Raw genomic sequence first — 17444 nt, forward strand, 5'->3', positions numbered from 1 at the left:
AGAGCTTTCGAAAGGTCAACCGACCGGATGGAAGTCGCGGTCACCTCCGACGTCGGCACGGGCCAGCGCCACAACGATGACGGATGGTGTGCAGAGCAACTGCACAAGAACGTCACGCTTCTCGCTGTCGCGGACGGATTCGGACGTCCGCAGGGCGTCTCCGCGTCGACAGTCGTGCTCGACGCGATCCGCGACAGAGTCCGGCACGAATTGCGTCGTGCCACGCTTCCGTCGCGAACCCTCACCCGCAACGATCTCCGCGAATTGCTCGTGCGCGCCTTCGCCGACGCGAACGACCGTCTTCTCCGCATGAGCGGCGGCGGAGACGATTACGTCTCCTCGGGAAGCACGTGCAGTCTCATCCTTATAGTAAGCGAGGAGGCGTTCGTCGCGCACATCGGCGACTCGCGGGCGTATCTGATGCGGCGCGGCGAACTCGTGCAGCTGACGAGCGATGAAGCCATCGAAACCGATTTCGTGCGCAGCGGCAGCGGCCAAGCTGGCGCCCGCTCATCGCGTCACGCGCTGCCGTTGCTGACGCGTGCTCTCGGAGTCGAGCCCGCGGCCAATGCGCCGCCCAAAGTCACGCACTACACCCTGCACCCGCATGACGCTCTGTTCTTGTGCACCGACGGCGCGTGCCGCGGTCTGTCGCATAGCGATATCCAAACATACCTCGCGTCGACCGATCGCGCGGACACGGTCGCCGAACGTATCGTCGGACGCTCTCGCGCGTGGGGCAACACGGACAACGCGACCGTGCTCTTCGTGCGCGACGCGAACGAGCACGGCACACCGCGCGAGACGCTCGCGATCCACCGCCGTTCGCGGCGCACGCTCGCTGCGATGTTCGTCGTTCTCGGCATATTCTGGATCGCCATGCTTTTCGGCGTCGGACTACGCGCGGCCGATGACCATCTCTATCTTGGGGTCGATCAGACCGGAACGGTGACGCTGTATGCGGGTCTCCCGACCGCGATCGGCGGCCTGCCGCTGCATTACGTGCGCGGGCGTTTCGGCACGCAAGTCTCTGCGCTGCCGGCAGCGGCGCGCCGAGAGCTCGAGACCGGACTGCCGGTCGATTCGGTCGGCGAAGCGTCGACGCTCGTCGATCAGTGGCGCGAGCAGCAGTCAAAGCCCTGACAGCGATCCGTCTGCACCGCAGCGACATGCCCTTGCTCGTCGTGGTCGGCGTCTGCGCCATCGTGCTCATGACGCTGCTGCCGTTGGACGGCCCCATCGCATGGTGGCCGCTCCCCTTCGTCGCGATCGGGTTCATCGTCTGGAGCATGATGGAGCCCGACGCCGATCCAGTGCTCCTTCCGATCCTCGCGGCGCTCTGCAGCATCGGCTTGCTCGTCGTCGGCCGGCTGGATGCCGATCTCGCCGGCCATCAAGCGCAGTGGATGCTGCTTGGCATCGCTATCGTCATCGTGGGAAGGCCTGCGTTCGCGCGATACCGCCGCCTCGTGTCCGTGGCGTATCCGTGGGTCGCGGGGACGCTGCTGTTGTTCGTCTTGCTCCGGTTCTTCGGCCACGAAGTCAACGGCGCGCGATTGTGGTTCACGTTTGGACGCTTCAACGCGCAGCCGGTCGAAATCGCGAAACTCTTCATGGTGTTCTTCATGGCGTCGTATCTCACGGAGAACGGGCTTGCGATCGCCGCGACGCCGCTCTCGCACGTGCGCGAAACGATCCGGCTCCTCGGGCCGCTCGTGCTCGGGTGGGGCGTCTCTATCGTGACCCTCGCGTTTCAGCGCGACGTCGGCATGGCGGCGTTGTTCTTGGGGATATTCCTCGTCATGCTCTACGCGGCGTCAAAACGCACGGATCTCGTCTTGCTGTTCGCATTGATCTTCGCCGCGGGCACGTGGTTCGTCGCGGCGCATTATCCGTACGTCGGGGCGCGCGTGTCGGGTTGGCTCGACCCGTGGAGCGACCCGCTTGGCCGGGGCTATCAGCCTGAACAAGGATACTTCTCGCTCGCGGCGGGCGGATTGTTCGGTACCGGCTACCACCTTGGCCAACCGGGATTTATCCCCGATGCTTCGACGGACTACGTGTTCGCGGCGTGGGCTGAAGAATTCGGAGCCATCGGCGGCTTCGCGCTGCTCGCGCTTTATCTCGCGCTGGTGACGCGAGCGCTACGAATCGCGTTCTTCGCCGACGATCGTTTTACGGCGTTGCTCGCGACCGGCTTCGCCGCCATTCTCGGCATTCAGGTCTTCGTGATCGTTGGCGGCGTCGTGGGGTTGGTGCCGCTGACCGGGATAACGCTTCCATTCATCTCATATGGCGGGTCGAGCATGGTGGCGAATATTTTAATGCTCGGACTGCTCCGTCAGTTCAGCGTGCGAGAGGCCGTAGAGTCCCGCAGCGCAGGCTTGAACCTCTCAACCGCGAAATCGACGGCATGACTTTCCAGCGGCCGCTCATCGCGATGATCGCGCTGACGGCCTTGCTCGGTCTTTCGTCCGTTCCGTCCTCAGCTCAGACGGCCATACTCGAAGCCGTGCAGTCGCAGCAGCTTCCAAACGGTCACGCGCGCGTGCTGCTCCAATTCAACGGCCCGGTCTCGCTTCGTCCGACGAGTCCGGCGCCGACGACGAATTATGTCTTGCAGATCGCCGGCGCCTCATCGGCGCCCAATGTGCCGACGCTGCAATCCATCAATATCGGCAACGTCCAATCAGTCGCGCTGCAGCAGTTCGGCACGACGCTGACGATCACGTTCGCTCTCACGTCTCCGGTCCAGCCCACCATTGCATCGTCGCCAAACGGGGTCTACGTCGTCGACGTGGCGCCCGGCCAAACGCCGGCCCAACCGCAGCGTTCGCCGTTCGGCGCGCCGTCGTATGCGACTCCAACGCCAACGCCGGCTTCGAACGGTCAGTTGACGAAGATGATCCGGCTGCGTTACGCGGACGTCTCCGAAGTCGTCGGCATCCTGACGAACACCGGCGGTCAGATCGCGCCGTCGTCGGTCTTCAATCCGCAGCCGAGCAATGTCGGCGTGCAGCAGAACGGTTTAGGCGAGGGCGGGTTCCAAGGCGGTTTCCAGGGCGGATTCCAAGGCGGCTTCCAGGGCGGGTTCGGTCAGCCGTCGGTCGGGGGCTACAATCAATCGCCGTTCGGGAATAATGGCTACGGCGGCGATCAGAGCGGCGCGCAGACCGGTCAGCGCATCAGCGACAATCTTGCGATCGACCGGCGCCTCAACGCCGTCATCCTGTCGGGAACGGCGGATCAGATCGCGCAGGCTGAAGCGATCATCCGCATCATCGACGTGCCGGTGGACAGCGTGCTGCTCGACACCGAGGTGCTTGAGGTCACGGATTCCGGAGCGAAGGCGCTGGGTTTAGACTATAGCCAGACTTCCACGGATCCCATCACGCATATCTATAACCAACAGTCGCAGATCCTCAACAACATCAACGCCGGGGCGGTCCCAGGTTCGATACCGCTGCAGTCCAACATCTTCTTGCTGGTCAGTAAAGGACTGGCGAAGGTGCTCGCGTCGCCGAAGATCCTGACCGAGGACAATCAGGCAGCGTACATATTGACAGGCGATTCGCTCCCGATCCGCGTCACCACCCCGACGAGCGTCGGCGGGGTCGGCGCGGTCTCGAGCCAAGTCGAATACATCAACGTCGGCGTGAATCTTGAGATATTGCCGCACGTCACAGGCGACGGCGGAGTGGATACCGGCGTCTACTCGCAGGTCTCATCCGTCACGGGTTTCGACAGCGCGAACGATCCGCAGATCTCGACGCGGCAGGCACAGACCAAAGTGATCTTGCGTGAAGGCCAGTCGCTTGTGATCGGTGGCCTCATCCAGAATCGGGACATCCGCAACCTGCAGAAGATTCCGATCCTCGGCGATCTGCCACTTGTCGGCGCGTTGTTTCGTTTCTATACGGAGACGCGCGAAAACACGAATTTGATCATCACCGTCACGCCGCACATCATCGCTGCCCCCGTGACGAGCGGTGTCGCGCCGATCGTCTCTCCGGTCCCATAGATTCGCGCGCTGCGAATCACCACGAAAGGAATCATCCTCATGCGCGGCAAGCCTGGAGCGCTCGTCCTTGCGTTAGCGTGCTCGGCCATGTTGTCGGGATGCAACGACCATTCTCTCTCTCTGACGCTCACGCCCAATCCGCTCATCGTCGGGTTGACCGACACGCAGGCCACGGTTCACGCGCACGTCGTGGCGCGCGGCTTCGGCTCGATCCCGTTCAACAGCGTGCAGTTCGCCGTGTTCAACGGCGACAACTCGATGCTTGCGAGCCAGACCGAACCGGTTGATGCGAAGATACCGGCGCAGCCGTTCGGCTTTGCCGTGGACAAGGACTACACGTTCCCGATCAACGGCGCGCTGGTCGCCCTGTCAGGCACGAAATACATCATGGTGAAGATCTTCGATCCAAACAACAACCTGCTCGCCCAATCGCGGTTGGACATCGACGTCCATCTGCTCCAAGGCTTGAGCATCCCATCCGTCTTGCAACCGGCGGTCAGCCCTAGTCCGTGACGCCGAGGAGGCGCAGCCCGTCGCGGTCACGGCGGCGTAGGGGCGGCACTGGCCGCCTCTTCTTCGTGCTGTTCGTTTTCGCCGTGATCCTTGCCGGCGCGTGGTGGCAGCGACATAAGATCATCGCGTTCTTCACGCCGCATCGCGCGCCCGCGCGGCACGTCGCGGTCGCGCCGAGCGAAGAGCCGTCGGTGGCGGCGACGGTGCCGGCGGCACCTCCGTCGCCTTCGGCATCCGTCTCGCCGAGCGTGACGCCCAGCCCGTCCGCGTCCGGCCCGCCTCGTGTCGCGATTATCATCGACGATTGCGGGTACAGCATGACGCGCGATCAAGTGTTCCTCTCGCTTCCGATTCCCGTGACGCTTTCGATCTTGCCGATAACGCCGCACGGGCGCGAAATCGCGGCAGCCGCGACTGCGGCGGGCAAGTACGCGATCGTGCATCTGCCGATGGAACCGGAATCCTCAGCGGCCAATCCGGGGCCGGGCGCGATTCTGACCGGCATGACCGACGATCAAGTCCGCGCGCTCGTCGCGTCGGACCTTGACGCGCTGCCGCCGTTGCCCGGCGCGAACAATCACATGGGGAGCAAGGCGTCGGCGGATAAGCGCGTCATGACGGACGTTCTCAGCGTTTTGAAAGAGCGCAACATGTTCTTCATCGATTCGATGACGAGCGTCGCATCGGTCGGCGGGCAGACGGCGCGCGATCTCGCCGTGCCGACTGCCGAGCGCGCCGTTTTTCTCGACAATCAAGCCACCGTTCCCTACGTGGAAGGTCAGTTGCGCGAGACCATCGCTCGCGCGAAAGCCGACGGCTCCGCGATCGCGATCGGCCATCCGAACCCGCAGACTGACGAAGCGCTGATCGCGATGATCCCGCAAATGCAGGCCGCCGGCATCGTCTTCGTTCCAGCGCAAACCCTCGTCCACTAATCCTCTTGATGGGGCCGACGCCAGTCGGCCCACGGTCGCATCACCTTAACATGGCCGCCGCACTCGCGCCATATCCCACGCGCACCATGCGCAGATGCCGCGTACCGCCGTTACCCTGGCCGATCTTGCAGATCCGCCCGATACCGCCACGTTACTGCCTCTCGACGAATCCGCCACCGCTCGCGCCATCGCAACGACGCGCGCTAAACTGATGCGCCGCCGGAAGGCGCTCATCGGGCAAGCGGGCGCCGAACCGGACCTCGATCGCGTGATCGCGTCACTGCGCCGCCTCCAAAATCCGCAACTCACCGCGTACTCTGTCAGCGGCGGTGTCGTGCTGTCGGAGCCGTTCAACGGCATCGCTCGCGCTTGCCCGCCGGCATCGCCGAAGATCGCGCGTCTCGCGGCCGATGCGATGGTCGGCAAACGCGCGCCCGCAGCGCTCGTCCGCGCGTTGGGCGCTTTCGGCGACGCCGCGCTCGGCCTTGCGCGCGCGGCAGGCGTGCGCATCCGCATCGTCGCCGCCGGAATACGGTTCTCGCAGGCGTCGGCTTCGGTCGCGCGCTGCGTGCCGGGGATCGACGAATGGGAAGCGCCGCCGTCGGGGCTCTTCGTCGTTGAAGATCGAACCGTCTTGCTGCGCGACCGCGCACTGCACATGACTGCGGCCCACGAATTCGCTCACGCCCTTGACGCAGCGCTTGCCTCTCGCCCGCGATCGTATTTCTCGTTCGAAAGCGAAGAACTCCGCTACTATTTCTCCACAGCGACCGGCTACGTGAACGAGTACGCGGCAAGCGGTCTCGACGAGTACTTCGCAGAGAGCATCCGGGCGTACGTCGAGGTCAATGATCCGGCCTGCGCGTGGCTGCCGCTCACGCGGCAGGATCTGTTCTTGCGCGACCCAATGATGTTCGCGCTCGTGGACCGACTTTTCGCGACCGGCCTGACCGCGCGCGAGCGGCGGCTTCGTCGCCGGTAGAACGCCCGGCGGCCGCCGTCAGCTCGGTGTCGTAAGTATAACTGTTAGAAGTATCGCAACAATTGCAAGGTTTATAACGTGCGAGATCATGCAGAGCGGGCACGGCATCTTCGTGATGAAGAGCAAGCTGTACGCAAGATACAACGAGACGAGCGCTGCAAGCGACGCCGCGATCACAACCGCGATCAGCATAAGCGGATTCGCGAGGAAGAACGAACCGATCAGTACGGCTGGATAATAGACGAGCCCGATCGCAGCATTGTCCACGCCGCCGAAGAGCCGCGCGCGCGAAGTCTGCACGACGCTCGCTTCAGACAGTAACCCTGCTTTGTCGGCGGCGGCCTTGCGATGCATCAGGAGCGACGTCACGAACCCGATGCAGCAGCACAGCATGAGCGCCACGTGCAGCACGTGGAAGTGTGAAAAATCAGTCACGGATGAAGTCGGCGATCCGCTTCAGTCCTTCGACGACTGCCTCGCGTGGAGCGGCCCACGTGACGCGAAGATAGCCTTCGGTGTTGCTCGCGAAGACCGCGCCCGGTACCGTGACGACGTCGGCTTTTTCCAGCAGTGCGTAGGCTGCGGCAGTGGAATCCGCGGCAAGGCGGTCCGGCAATCGCACGAGCACGTAGAATGCGCCCGCCGGCTCGATCGCGCGCAAGCGATTCGCCGCGACGGCGTCAAGCGTGGCCTGACGCTGCGCTACATACCACGGAACCTGCGCGCGCAACCGAACGGGGTCACGGAATATCTCAAGCGCGACGCGCTGGCCAAATTGACTCGCCGACATCAGCATGAGCGAGTGGATTCTCGCAGCCGCTTGGACGATCTCCGCCGGTCCGATCAAGAATCCGATACGCAAGCCGGTGAGCGCGCACGACTTCGAGAGACTTTCAACGAGCAGCGTGTGCGGGTAGGTGTCGGCGAACGACGTGTACGGTTCCGCCGCGTACGAAAGTTCGCGATAGACCTCATCTACGACTAAGTAGACGGGCGGCCCCGGTCGCGCGGCCAAGCCGCGCGCAAGATCGCGGACTTCCGAGGGGGGCATCACTGCGCCGGTAGGATTGGCCGGCGTCGCGAGCACGATCACGCGCGTCTTCGGAGTGAGCGCTGCGAGAATCGGTGCGGCGCGGGGCGTGAAGCCGTCATCGGCGACAAGCTCCACGGATCGCCACGTGATACCTTCGAGTTCGCAGACTTTGTGATACACGGGATATCCAGGGTTGGTGACAAGCACTTCGTCGCGGCCAGGCTCCGCGAGCGTTTTGATGGCCAAGTAGATCGCCTCTTGCGATCCATTCGTCACGCAGACATTGTCGCTCGATTTGAAATACTCGCCGCCATAGACGGTCGCGACCAGCTCGCGTAATTCGGGCAGACCTGCGTATGTCGTGTACGGGCAGCCGTGCTCGCGCACCCATGCGACTGCGGCTTCAAATGGAGCCATGTCGGGCTTGAGGCTTGGCTCGCCGATGCCGAGGTCGACCGATGAGGCGCGCTTGCGTTCGTGAATGGCGCGGATGCCGGACGGAGCGATGTTGAGCAGGCGCGCGTTTGCGATCGCTGACTTCACACCGCGACTCCGAAGTCGCGCAGCGCCTCGTTGAGCGACGTCTTCTTGTCGGTGGATTCCGACCGCCGGCCGATCACGAGCGCGCACGGCGTGCCGAACGTTCCCGCCGGGAACTGCTTGTCGGTCACTCCCGGGATCACGACGGCGCGCGGCGCGATGGCGCCTTTCGTCGTCACGGGCTTCGCACCCGTGACATCGATGATCGGCGTGCTCGCCGTCAGCACGACGCCGGCACCGAGCACCGCTTCCGCGCCGACTACCACGCCTTCCACCACAACGCAGCGCGAGCCGATGAACGCACCGTCTTCGACGATGACTGGCCGCGCGTTGACCGGTTCGAGGACGCCGCCGATGCCGACACCGCCGGAAAGATGCACGCCCGCGCCGATCTGCGCGCAGCTGCCGACTGTCGCCCAGGTGTCGATCATCGAGCCCGCGCCCACCCGCGCACCGATGTTCACAAAGCCCGGCATGAGGATGACGCCGGGCGCGAGGTAGCTTCCATAGCGCGCGACACCGGGCGGCACAACACGCACGCCGCTACCCCGCCAATCTTTTTTCGCCGGGATCTTGTCAAAGAAGCCGAGCGGACCCGCTTCGGACGGTTCGCTCTCATGCAAGCGGAAATACAGGAGGATCGCCTGTTGCAGCCACGAGTTGACGCGCCATCCGCCGTCCGGTGTTGGTTCGGCGACGCGCAGCTCACCAGCATCCAGGCCAGCTATCGCTTGTTCCACAGCATCGCGGATCTGACTATCGGGTGTCTGTACGCCGTCCGAGAACGCGCGCGTGATCGTGTGTTGGATTGAATCCGAGGCTACATCCATCGCGCGATATTTCGCCGCCGAGCGCCGCGCGACCCGCGTCCCGAGGTTTGACACGCTTCCGGTGCGAAGGGTATAATTGCGGTCGGCTTCCGGCGCAGGTGCGCCGCACTCCGCGATGATGGCGCGTCGTCTAATGGTAGGACCGCAGGCTCTGAACCTGCTTGTGGAGGTTCGAATCCTTCCGCGCCAGCCAGATCAGAAAGGGCGCCTCGCGCCCTTCAGCGTTCGAGCAGGGCCCCATCGTCTAGAGGCCTAGGACGCCGCCCTCTCAAGGCGGAGACAGGGATTCGAATTCCCTTGGGGCTAGAATTTATTTGACGGGCACTTGAGCCGATTCCGTAACGGATTTCGGCTCTTTGCTTGATTCGCACAACGTCGCACACTTATGCACGAGATCGCCTGCTTAAGATGTCCTCAAGGTGTGCTAGTAGCCGACTAGAGTATGCCCCGTCGCGCTGCAGACAGAAGTGGCCGTAGCTAGGAAACAAGAACAGGCGTCGGAAGCCACTCTCAACTATGACGAGCAACAGCAAACTCTAGGTTCTACCGCTAGTTGTTGTGTTGGGTGTTGTTGCAGCAACCCGGCACCGAACTCGCCAATTTTGAGCCGACCACAATCCCTCGCAGACTTAAGAGGCTAGTCAGCGGGCGGTCTGGAGATGAATTCCGAACCCCAGGAGCGTGACCTATCTCTTAGTTTATCTCGCGATTTTCTTGTTAGCCGTTGGGGCAATGACGTATTGGCTCTCAGGAGTACTCTTTGCCGAAGATTTTCGAACGTGGGCATCAAGAGCGTCGGACAAACAATTCACTACCGCGCTCGTTCGTTATTCAATATTTGCAGTCTTACTCTGCATCGGCTGGGTTGGCGCAATTTCGTGGCCTCCACCGTTCGACGAGCTGACAGAGCTTGGTCGTGCAATTGCGATAAATTGGCAAGTCGGTCTTAGCGGTCACTACTTCTGGTTATTGTTCTTTTCAACACTTGGTAGTGCCATTGGGTTATTTTGGCCACTCATCTTCAGCAGTTTCTTCGGTTGGTTGTTCCTCAAAGAGATCTGGCGTCGTAAGTCAAAGGCGATAAGTCAGCAATGAACACCCATCAATTCGTCTTCATAAAGTCACTAACTGGCATAAAGCCAGTTGTTCTTTTCGTAGCTGCCGCGTGTGTGCTGGGCGTGATGTGCCTACTGTCAGCAAGTTGTGGCACGTCTCGAAACTCGTCCGTAAAGACTGCCGTTTCGCCGGCGATCGGCAGTGCATCAACCTCTCCATACTCAAACGTGGAGGGGTTTCGAATGTTGCCCGGGTCATCTATTCCGAATAACGCTATAAATGCCCATATCCCGCCCGGCACAAGCCTAGCAGACCGCCGGGTTATCCGCGATGTATTGGTCGCGCTGCCGCCCAGCCAACGCCAGTACATAATCTGGATGCGTGTGCCGCCAGGAAAGTACGGCTACGAGCTTCTTCCGAACCATGGCTTAATGATCATGTATTGCGGCCGATGCCCCATCGTGAAAGACCGTACTCCCGCCGATTTCATCGGGAACTACGTGTTGTATTTCGACGGTAGGGTGCACACGGATTCGAACGCAAACTACGGAGGGCCAGGGGTGGACAAGTACCTTTTCGCCGTGCCCTCAAGGTTCGTGCTGTAGATTGTCCTCTAGTCGCTAGATGACTCGGCGTGGCACTGCGGTAGCGTTGTCTCCCGTGTTCGGTGTTCCCGTCGGCTCGATGATGATGAGGTGCGTCTCTTCATCAGCAACGGGTTTGTGTTCGACGCCTCGCGGAACGACGAACAGTTCGCCTGGTCCAAGGACGACAACGCGATCGCGAAGATGGATCGCGAGTCGCCCGCGGAGCACGAGGAAGAAATCATCCGTGTCATCGTGCTTGTGCCAGACGAATTCGCCGCGCACCTTCACGACCATGATATCCTGATCGTTCAGCGTCGCGACCGTGCGGGGCGCCCAATATTCGTCAAACTTTGTCAACTTCTCAGCTAGGTTGACTTTGTCGGCCGGCATATGACTCCCTTACGCCGTCGATCAACGGCAACAGTGACAGGGATTCGGATTCCCTTCGGGTTAGACCTCATGATCGTCGGAGGATGGGTATGCTAAAGCAATTCCGTGCCAAACTTCGGAAATCGAACGCGAAAGGTGGCTGGACGTACGTTATCATGCCCGGGTCGGTGAAGTTCTTTGAGACTCGCGGCCTTGTGAGGGTTCGGGTGTCGATCGACGGCCACACTTTCGACAGTTCGTTCATGGCGATGGGCGACGGCACGCACATGCTTCCGGTCAAGGCCGAGATCCGCAAGATCATCGGCAAGGAAGCCGGGGATCTGGTGACCGTCCGGGTCGAGAAACGCATCTCTAGAGGTAAAGTAACGTGAGCGCATACGACCGCTTGGATCTTGCTCGCAAATGCTACGGGGCGTACGTGACCGGGGATCGGCACGTCCTCGAAGTGCTTCTGAGCGACGACTTCACGTTCTCCAGCCCAGCCGACGTTGGCATCGACAAAACGACGTACTTCGAGCGCTGCTGGCCGAATTCGCAGCTCATCGGGTCATTTGACTTCAAACGGCTCATCGAGGCTGGCGACGAAGTCATCGTCACATATGAGTGCACGAAAAAAGATGGAAGCCGGTTTCGCAACACCGAGATCCTTACATTTCGAGTGACAAACTGGCACGGGCGGAAGTCTACTTTGGCTGGGATCTTTGAAAGGCTGTCGAAACGATGCGCAAGGTAAATACAAAGACTGTTCCCGAGGATACATGGACTTCGCCGAAAGGCAAGTACGTGGGCGCCGACAAGGGGATCTCAGAAGCGCTGGGGCGCGATCCTCGATCGACGGATCTTATGTTGCGTCATCCATTTGACGTAGCACTCATGCGCGTACCTCCGGGCAAGGTTCCCTTTCCGTACCACTCGCATAGCGCTCAATGGGAGTTCTACATCGTTGAGAGCGGCGCCGGGAAGGTCCGCCATCAAGACGGTACCGATGAGATCGAGGCAGGCGACGCGTTCATCTTCGAGCCGGGTCAGCCGCACCAACTCATCAACGACGGCAAAGACGACCTCGTCGTCTACATAATCGCGGACAATCCGGTCGGCGAGTCGTGTCACTATCCTGACAGCGACAAGTACGCGGTCCGCTCGCCCGGGCGGAAGCTTATGCGTTCGGAAGCGCTCGGATACTATGACGGGGAGGAATAGGAATGAAGAGATACTTTCTCTCATTTGCAATCGTAACGATCGCCTCGATCGCGCTCTCGGGAATGGATTCTAGGGCAGATGGCCTTCCGCCGGGTCAGCACACTGCGACAGCGAAGTACTGGCCCAAACTTGGCTGGCACGTTGTAAATTATACGCCGTTTCAATTCGACCGACATATAGTTGACCTTACCGCAGGCGGACATGGCGACGTCTGGTTCGGCGTCGGGTCGTCTATCGAGCATATCGACGGAAATCGTGACATGTCCGTGACCCGGATGCCACATGAGGAATGGATCGTTTCTGGAATATCCGTGGTCGGAAAGAACGTCTGGTTCTCCGCAGGTCAGAGCGGCAAGTTTGGCATCCTCGACGACAGCGGTGTTCCTCGGTTCGTCCAAGCCGTACCTCGGCGATTCAACCCGGACCTACGGGATGTTGTCGCCAACAACGATGGTGAAACGTGGTTTGTCGACTACGGAAGATCGTCGATCGGCTACCGCTCGGCGAGCGGACGTCTCGTCGAAAACCCGTTTCCGCGAGATACATCGCCGGTTCGCATGCAGCATTGTATGGGCAAGCTTTGGGTCGTTTCCGTCGGGAGTTCGGGCGGATTGAGTGTAATAGACGACAATCTTCGTCCGCAACGACTCGTCCTAGGAAAGCTGCCGGGGTATGCGGTGGATGATATCGCATGCGATAGTCTCAATCGTCTCTGGATATTGAGAACCAACTATCGAACGGCGGCGATAGAAAGACTCGATTCAGGAGCCAACTCCGAACTGGCACCTGTCTTCGACTCCGAGGGGGGTTCGATCGCGTCAGATCTCGCTGGGGGAATCTGGATGACGACCGAGACGCAGCACTGGTCTGGCCCGATCATCCACATTGATTCTGATTTGGCGCAGACACGACACTATCTCCCCACTGAAATTGAAGGCGGAGACTCCATATTGGCCGATGCAAACGGTCGGATATGGCTGGCGATGAATGGGGGCGGAGCGCCAATCGCTGTCACGGAGATCGATACGCGATAACGACGCGATTGTATGTGGAAACGATTCGATAGGATCGACGCGGCAATTGCGCGCTGGATGGCGCGCAACGGCGTCACGTTCTTGCGCATCAGCCTCGGCATCGTGTTCTTCTGGTTCGGTGTGCTGAAATATTTCCCAGCGGCCAGTCCGGCGGAAGCGCTTGCCGGCAAAACCATACTCGTGCTGACCTTCGGCCACGTACAGCCCAACATCAGCATGCCGATCCTGGCAACCTGGGAGTGTCTTATCGGAATCGGTCTCCTCACGGGCTTCGCGTTGCGCGTCACGATCTTCTTGCTCTTCGTGCAGATGGCCGGCACGCTCTTACCGCTGTTCTTTTTCCCGCATGAGACGTTCGCATCGATTCCGTTCGCACCGACGCTGGAAGGCCAGTACATCATCAAGAATCTCGTGCTGATCAGCGCCGGCTTGGTCATCGGTGCGACCGTCCGCGGAGGGCGATTGACGGCTGGGCCGAAACCGTGACTATGCAAGCTGTCATCCTCGTCGGCGGCGAAGGGACGCGCCTCCGGCCGCTCACCTACGACCTGCCCAAACCCATGGCGCCGCTGCTTGGCCGCCCCTTCATCGGCTGGATCATCGCGCGGTTGAAAGCCGCGGGCGTCGAAGACATCATCCTTTCATGCTGCTATCTGCCCGACAAGATCGAAGCCCATTTCGGCGACGGAGCGAGCATGGGCGTCACGCTGCACTACGTGCTCGAAAACGAGCCGTTGGGCACCGCGGGCGCGATCAAGAACGCGCGCGACCTCATCCGCGGACCGATCTACGTCTGCAACGGCGACATCATCACCGGCCTCGACCTCGTCGCGCTGCGCGACAAGCACATCGCCAACAAAGCGCTCGCGACCATCCATACGCGCGAAGTAGAAGACCCAAGCCATTTCGGCGTCGTCGAGACCGACGCGAGCGGCCGCGTCAAACGCTTCGTCGAAAAGCCGAAACCCGGCGAGACCGACGCGCGCGACATCAACGCCGGCACGTACCTGCTCGAACTTGAAGCGGTTGACGCGATTCCCAGCGGGCGTGCAGTGTCGATCGAGCGCGAAGTCTTTCCCGACCTCATCGCGCGAACCAAACGCGTCTTCGCGGTCTCGACGAACGATTATTGGATCGACGTCGGCCGCCCCGATACGTACATCCAAGCACACCGCGACATCCTCGACGGCAAGCTCGATCATCCGCTCGGCGTCGAGATCGCTCCGCAAGTGTGGTCGGGCGACGGCGCGCCGCTCCCACAGGGCGTCACCGCACGCGGCCCGGCGTATGTCGGACCTGCCGTCATGCTCTCGAGCGGCGCAAGAATCGAGCCGTACTCCGTCGTTTACGACCGCTGTCGCGTGGGTGAAGGGGCCAGCGTCGGCTCCGCGATCCTCTGGCCGGGTTGCGAAGTGGGCGCGCGTGCAAACGTCCGCGACGCGATCCTCGGCCTCGATGTCATCGTCGAGCCGGGTGCCACCGTGCCGCGCGACGCGGTCGTCGGCCGCGGCGAGCGCATCGGCGCAACCACCGCCGCTCCTTGACAAGAGGTCCTTTGGACGTCCTCGACGCTCTCAACGAAGAACAGCGCGCTGCCGCCGAGCATACGGAAGGGCCGGTGCTCATATTTGCGGGCGCAGGGAGCGGCAAGACCCGCGTGCTCACCCATCGCACCGCGCACATCCTTGAAGCCGGCCTCGCGCGGGCGCATCGCATCCTCGCGGTCACGTTCACGAACAAAGCGGCCGGTGAACTAAAGCGCCGGCTCGCAAATCTCGTGGGACCCAGCGCGACCGGCCTCTGGGTTGGTACGTTCCACTCGATCGGCGTGCGCATGCTGCGGCGCGACGGCGCTTCGGTGGGCGTGGCGCCGAACTTCGTGATTTACGACGATGCCGATCAGCGCACGGTGATCAAAGAAATCCTGCGCGATCTCAATCTCGACGAGAAACATTTCGCACCTGGTGCGATGCTCGCGAAGATCAGCCGCGCCAAGGAGCGTTGCATCACCGCTCACGCGTACGCCGGCAGCTCCGAGGGCGAGCTCTCGCCCACGATCGCTGCTATCTATACCGAGTATCAGCGTCGCCTGGGCCAAGCATCGGCGCTGGATTTCGACGACCTCATCATGCACGCGCTCGCACTTGCGGAGCGCGAGGACGAGCTCGGCCGCGCGTGGCGCGAGCGATTCCGCTACGTGCTCGTCGACGAGTATCAAGACGTCAACGAGGCGCAATACCGAATGGTGCGCGCGCTCTCGCGCGGGTCCGGAAACATCTGCGTCGTCGGCGACGACGACCAGAGCATCTATTCGTTCCGCGGCGCCGATCATCGCATCATCTTGCGGTTCGAGCGCGACTTTCCGGGCGCGGCGATCTTCCGGCTCGAGCGCAACTACCGCTCCACGTCCGCCGTGCTCGCGGCCGCAAATGCGCTCGTTGAACGCAACACGCAGCGGCATCGCAAGAAGCTGTGGACAGAACGGGCCGAAGGTTCCCCGGTCACGGTGTACGCCGCAGCCACCGACCGCGAAGAAGCGCGCTATGTCGTCGACTCCATCCGGCGCGGCATGCACGATTACGGCTTGACGCTCAACGATTTCGTCGTACTGTACCGAACCAACGCGCAATCGCGAGCCTTCGAAGAGGCGCTGTTAGTCGAGGGGCTGCCGTATCGCATCGTCGGCGGCGTCGGCTTCTATGCGCGCATGGAGATCAAAGACGCGCTCGGCTACTTGCGCTACATCGCGAACCGCAACGACGGTGTGAGCCTGCGGCGCATCATCAACGCGCCGCGACGCGGGATCGGCATCGCAACGCTCAACGCGATCGCCGACGAAGGCGCGCGGCGCGGCTTGTCGTTTGCACAAGCGCTCGCCGATCGTGCGGTCGTCGCCGAGATCGCACCGAAGAAGGCCAAGGACATCGCGAAGTTTCTCGCCGACATCGAGCATTTCGCCGCGCTCGGCGCGCTCGAAGGTCCGGCGAAGCTGCTGGTCTCGGTCTTGGAAGACACGGGATATCTGCGCGACTTGCGCGCCGAGGACACGGTCGAATCGCGCTCGCGGCTTGAAAATCTACAGGAGCTCGTCGGGGTAGCCCGAGATTTCGAAGAATGCGAAGGTCCCGACCTCGACCAATTCTTGGCCACGGTCGCGCTCGTCTCCGACATCGACCAGCTCAAAGAAGGTGAACGATACGTCACGCTCATGACGCTGCACATGGCCAAGGGTCTCGAATATCCGGTGGTCTTCTTGTGCGGCATGGAAGAGGGCATTTTTCCGCACGGCCGCGCGCTCATGGACCCGGCGGACATCGAGGAAGAGCGACGCTTATGCTACGTCGGCGTCACGCGCGCCATCGACCGCCTTTCGCTGAGCTACGCGAAGCGCCGGCTCACGTTCGGCAGCGCGTACATGCATCCGCCCTCGCGCTTTCTCGGAGAGATGACTGGCCTCGAATATCTCAACGCGCAGCCGGTGCCCACCGTCGGCTTTGGCGGAAGCTGGGATGACGTCGCGCTGCCCGCTCCCACCGTCCGCACCGACATCGACCTGCGCACGGGCGATCGCGTCGTTCATCCGAAGTTCGGGGCCGGCATCATCGAAGATGTCAAGGGCGCCGGCGGCGACGCGTTCGTGACGGTCAATTTCACGGAGGTCGGGCGCAAGAGCATCATGCTCAACTACGCGAAGTTGGAGAAAGTCGGCTAAAAGCGAGCTCCTCCAAGCGCGGCCAGAGGTCGGTCGCGCCCTCCAAGGTGAACGTTGCTTCTCATGAAGACCGGTCGCATCCGTACGGCGGTTTCCGGCGCGCGCGGAAAGATGGGAGTCGCCACGATTGCGGCACTGCGCGCGGCCGACGATATCGAATACGTCGGGGGACTTGTGCGCGGGTCGGCGCAGAACGCCGAAGAGTACACGTCATTGGGCACGTTGTTCGAACGAGCCAGACCCGAGGTCTTGGTCGATTTCACGGCCTTTCCAACGAGCATGGATATCGCGATCGAAGCCATGCAAGCGGGCATCAGGCCGGTGATCGGCACGTCGGGATACGGCGCCGCGGACGTCGCGCGCCTCCAGACAGAATCGCAGCGCACAGGGACAGGCTGCGTCTTCGCACCGAACTTCGCGCTCGGCGCCGTGTTGATGATGCGATTCGCGCGCGACGCCGCGCCGCACTTCGCGGCCGTCGAAATCGTCGAGATGCATGAGTCCGGAAAAAAGGACGCACCCTCGGGCACGGCTATGGCAACTGCGCGCGCGATCGCCGACGTTCGAACGTTCCAACGCGCGCCGACGCAGTCGGTCAAGGCCGATGGCGC

20 protein-coding genes and 2 tRNA genes are annotated in these 17444 nt (G+C 61.9%); 18 read left to right on the forward strand and 4 right to left on the reverse strand.

Features of this window, described 5'->3' with window-relative positions:
- The first annotated feature begins 27 nt into the window (after positions 1–27).
- The 6 genes from VKT51_05810 to VKT51_05835 all read left to right on the forward strand — a co-directional run bounded on the left by VKT51_05810 (position 28) and on the right by VKT51_05835 (position 6451).
- A complete protein-coding gene (locus tag VKT51_05810) occupies positions 28–1143 on the forward strand; it encodes a protein phosphatase 2C domain-containing protein (GenBank protein ID HLJ83672.1) in 1116 nt (371 codons plus the stop codon).
- Positions 1116–2417: an FtsW/RodA/SpoVE family cell cycle protein gene (locus VKT51_05815; protein HLJ83673.1), complete on the forward strand. Its 1302-nt coding sequence runs from the start codon at positions 1116–1118 to the stop codon at positions 2415–2417. Before VKT51_05810 ends, VKT51_05815 begins: the two co-directional genes overlap by 28 nt.
- Complete coding sequence (locus tag VKT51_05820) at positions 2414–4021, forward strand: secretin N-terminal domain-containing protein (GenBank protein ID HLJ83674.1); 1608 nt, start codon at positions 2414–2416, stop codon at positions 4019–4021. Before VKT51_05815 ends, VKT51_05820 begins: the two co-directional genes overlap by 4 nt.
- 39 nt (positions 4022–4060) lie before the next feature.
- Positions 4061–4534, forward strand: a complete 474-nt coding sequence (locus VKT51_05825; protein ID HLJ83675.1) for a hypothetical protein — start codon at positions 4061–4063, stop codon at positions 4532–4534.
- A 65-nt stretch (positions 4535–4599) separates the two neighbouring features.
- Complete coding sequence (locus tag VKT51_05830) at positions 4600–5469, forward strand: divergent polysaccharide deacetylase family protein (protein ID HLJ83676.1); 870 nt, start codon at positions 4600–4602, stop codon at positions 5467–5469.
- Between the two features lie 94 nt (positions 5470–5563).
- Positions 5564–6451, forward strand: coding sequence for a hypothetical protein (locus VKT51_05835; protein HLJ83677.1), 888 nt, complete (start codon positions 5564–5566; stop codon positions 6449–6451).
- Positions 6452–6469: 18 nt separating this feature from the next.
- Here the strand turns inward: VKT51_05835 and VKT51_05840 are convergent, their stop codons facing one another.
- From VKT51_05840 to VKT51_05850, 3 genes are read right to left on the reverse strand one after another with little or no spacing between them, the layout of a single operon-like run.
- Positions 6470–6886 (reverse strand): vitamin K epoxide reductase family protein, encoded by a 417-nt coding sequence (locus VKT51_05840; protein ID HLJ83678.1) that lies wholly within the window; start codon positions 6884–6886, stop codon positions 6470–6472.
- Entirely contained in the window at positions 6879–8027 is a 1149-nt protein-coding gene (locus tag VKT51_05845) for a pyridoxal phosphate-dependent aminotransferase (GenBank protein ID HLJ83679.1), read from the reverse strand. The genes VKT51_05840 and VKT51_05845 overlap by 8 nt, the downstream gene beginning before the upstream one ends.
- Positions 8024–8854, reverse strand: a complete 831-nt coding sequence (locus VKT51_05850) for a 2,3,4,5-tetrahydropyridine-2,6-dicarboxylate N-succinyltransferase (protein HLJ83680.1) — start codon at positions 8852–8854, stop codon at positions 8024–8026. The genes VKT51_05845 and VKT51_05850 overlap by 4 nt, the downstream gene beginning before the upstream one ends.
- 119 nt (positions 8855–8973) lie before the next feature.
- Between VKT51_05850 and VKT51_05855 the strand changes: the two genes are divergently transcribed.
- The 4 genes from VKT51_05855 (at position 8974) to VKT51_05870 (ending at position 10515) form a co-directional block, all read left to right on the forward strand.
- A tRNA-Gln gene (locus VKT51_05855) sits at positions 8974–9047 on the forward strand.
- Positions 9048–9087: 40 nt separating this feature from the next.
- Positions 9088–9160: transfer RNA gene (locus VKT51_05860), tRNA-Glu, on the forward strand.
- A 375-nt stretch (positions 9161–9535) separates the two neighbouring features.
- A complete protein-coding gene (locus tag VKT51_05865; GenBank protein ID HLJ83681.1) occupies positions 9536–9949 on the forward strand; it encodes a hypothetical protein in 414 nt (137 codons plus the stop codon).
- A gap of 422 nt (positions 9950–10371) precedes the next feature.
- On the forward strand, positions 10372–10515 hold the full coding sequence (locus VKT51_05870; protein ID HLJ83682.1) for a hypothetical protein: 144 nt from the start codon (positions 10372–10374) through the stop codon (positions 10513–10515).
- A 15-nt stretch (positions 10516–10530) separates the two neighbouring features.
- On the opposite strand, the gene VKT51_05875 is transcribed toward VKT51_05870, so the two are convergent.
- Positions 10531–10854 carry a cupin domain-containing protein gene (locus VKT51_05875; GenBank protein HLJ83683.1) on the reverse strand — a complete coding sequence of 108 codons (324 nt, stop codon included), beginning with the start codon at positions 10852–10854 and terminating at the stop codon, positions 10531–10533.
- Positions 10855–10976: 122 nt separating this feature from the next.
- On the opposite strand from VKT51_05875, the gene VKT51_05880 reads away from it, so the two are divergent.
- From VKT51_05880 to VKT51_05915, 8 genes are all read left to right on the forward strand, one after another.
- Complete coding sequence (locus tag VKT51_05880; GenBank protein HLJ83684.1) at positions 10977–11258, forward strand: DUF1905 domain-containing protein; 282 nt, start codon at positions 10977–10979, stop codon at positions 11256–11258.
- Positions 11255–11620, forward strand: a complete 366-nt coding sequence (locus VKT51_05885) for a nuclear transport factor 2 family protein (protein HLJ83685.1) — start codon at positions 11255–11257, stop codon at positions 11618–11620. Before VKT51_05880 ends, VKT51_05885 begins: the two co-directional genes overlap by 4 nt.
- Positions 11608–12087, forward strand: coding sequence for a cupin domain-containing protein (locus VKT51_05890; protein ID HLJ83686.1), 480 nt, complete (start codon positions 11608–11610; stop codon positions 12085–12087). The genes VKT51_05885 and VKT51_05890 overlap by 13 nt, the downstream gene beginning before the upstream one ends.
- Positions 12088–12089: 2 nt before the next feature.
- A complete protein-coding gene (locus VKT51_05895) occupies positions 12090–13121 on the forward strand; it encodes a hypothetical protein (protein ID HLJ83687.1) in 1032 nt (343 codons plus the stop codon).
- Positions 13122–13133: 12 nt separating this feature from the next.
- A complete protein-coding gene (locus VKT51_05900) occupies positions 13134–13607 on the forward strand; it encodes a DoxX family membrane protein (protein ID HLJ83688.1) in 474 nt (157 codons plus the stop codon).
- Positions 13608–13609: 2 nt separating this feature from the next.
- Positions 13610–14665, forward strand: a complete 1056-nt coding sequence (locus tag VKT51_05905) for an NDP-sugar synthase (GenBank protein HLJ83689.1) — start codon at positions 13610–13612, stop codon at positions 14663–14665.
- Between the two features lie 11 nt (positions 14666–14676).
- Entirely contained in the window at positions 14677–16833 is a 2157-nt protein-coding gene (locus VKT51_05910; protein ID HLJ83690.1) for a UvrD-helicase domain-containing protein, read from the forward strand.
- A 63-nt stretch (positions 16834–16896) separates the two neighbouring features.
- Positions 16897–17444, forward strand: a 548-nt coding sequence (locus VKT51_05915; GenBank protein HLJ83691.1) for a dihydrodipicolinate reductase C-terminal domain-containing protein, incomplete at its 3' end; no start/stop codon positions are given.

Source organism: Candidatus Eremiobacteraceae bacterium, assembly GCA_035295225.1.
Classification (GTDB): Bacteria; Vulcanimicrobiota; Vulcanimicrobiia; order Eremiobacterales; family Eremiobacteraceae; genus JABCYQ01.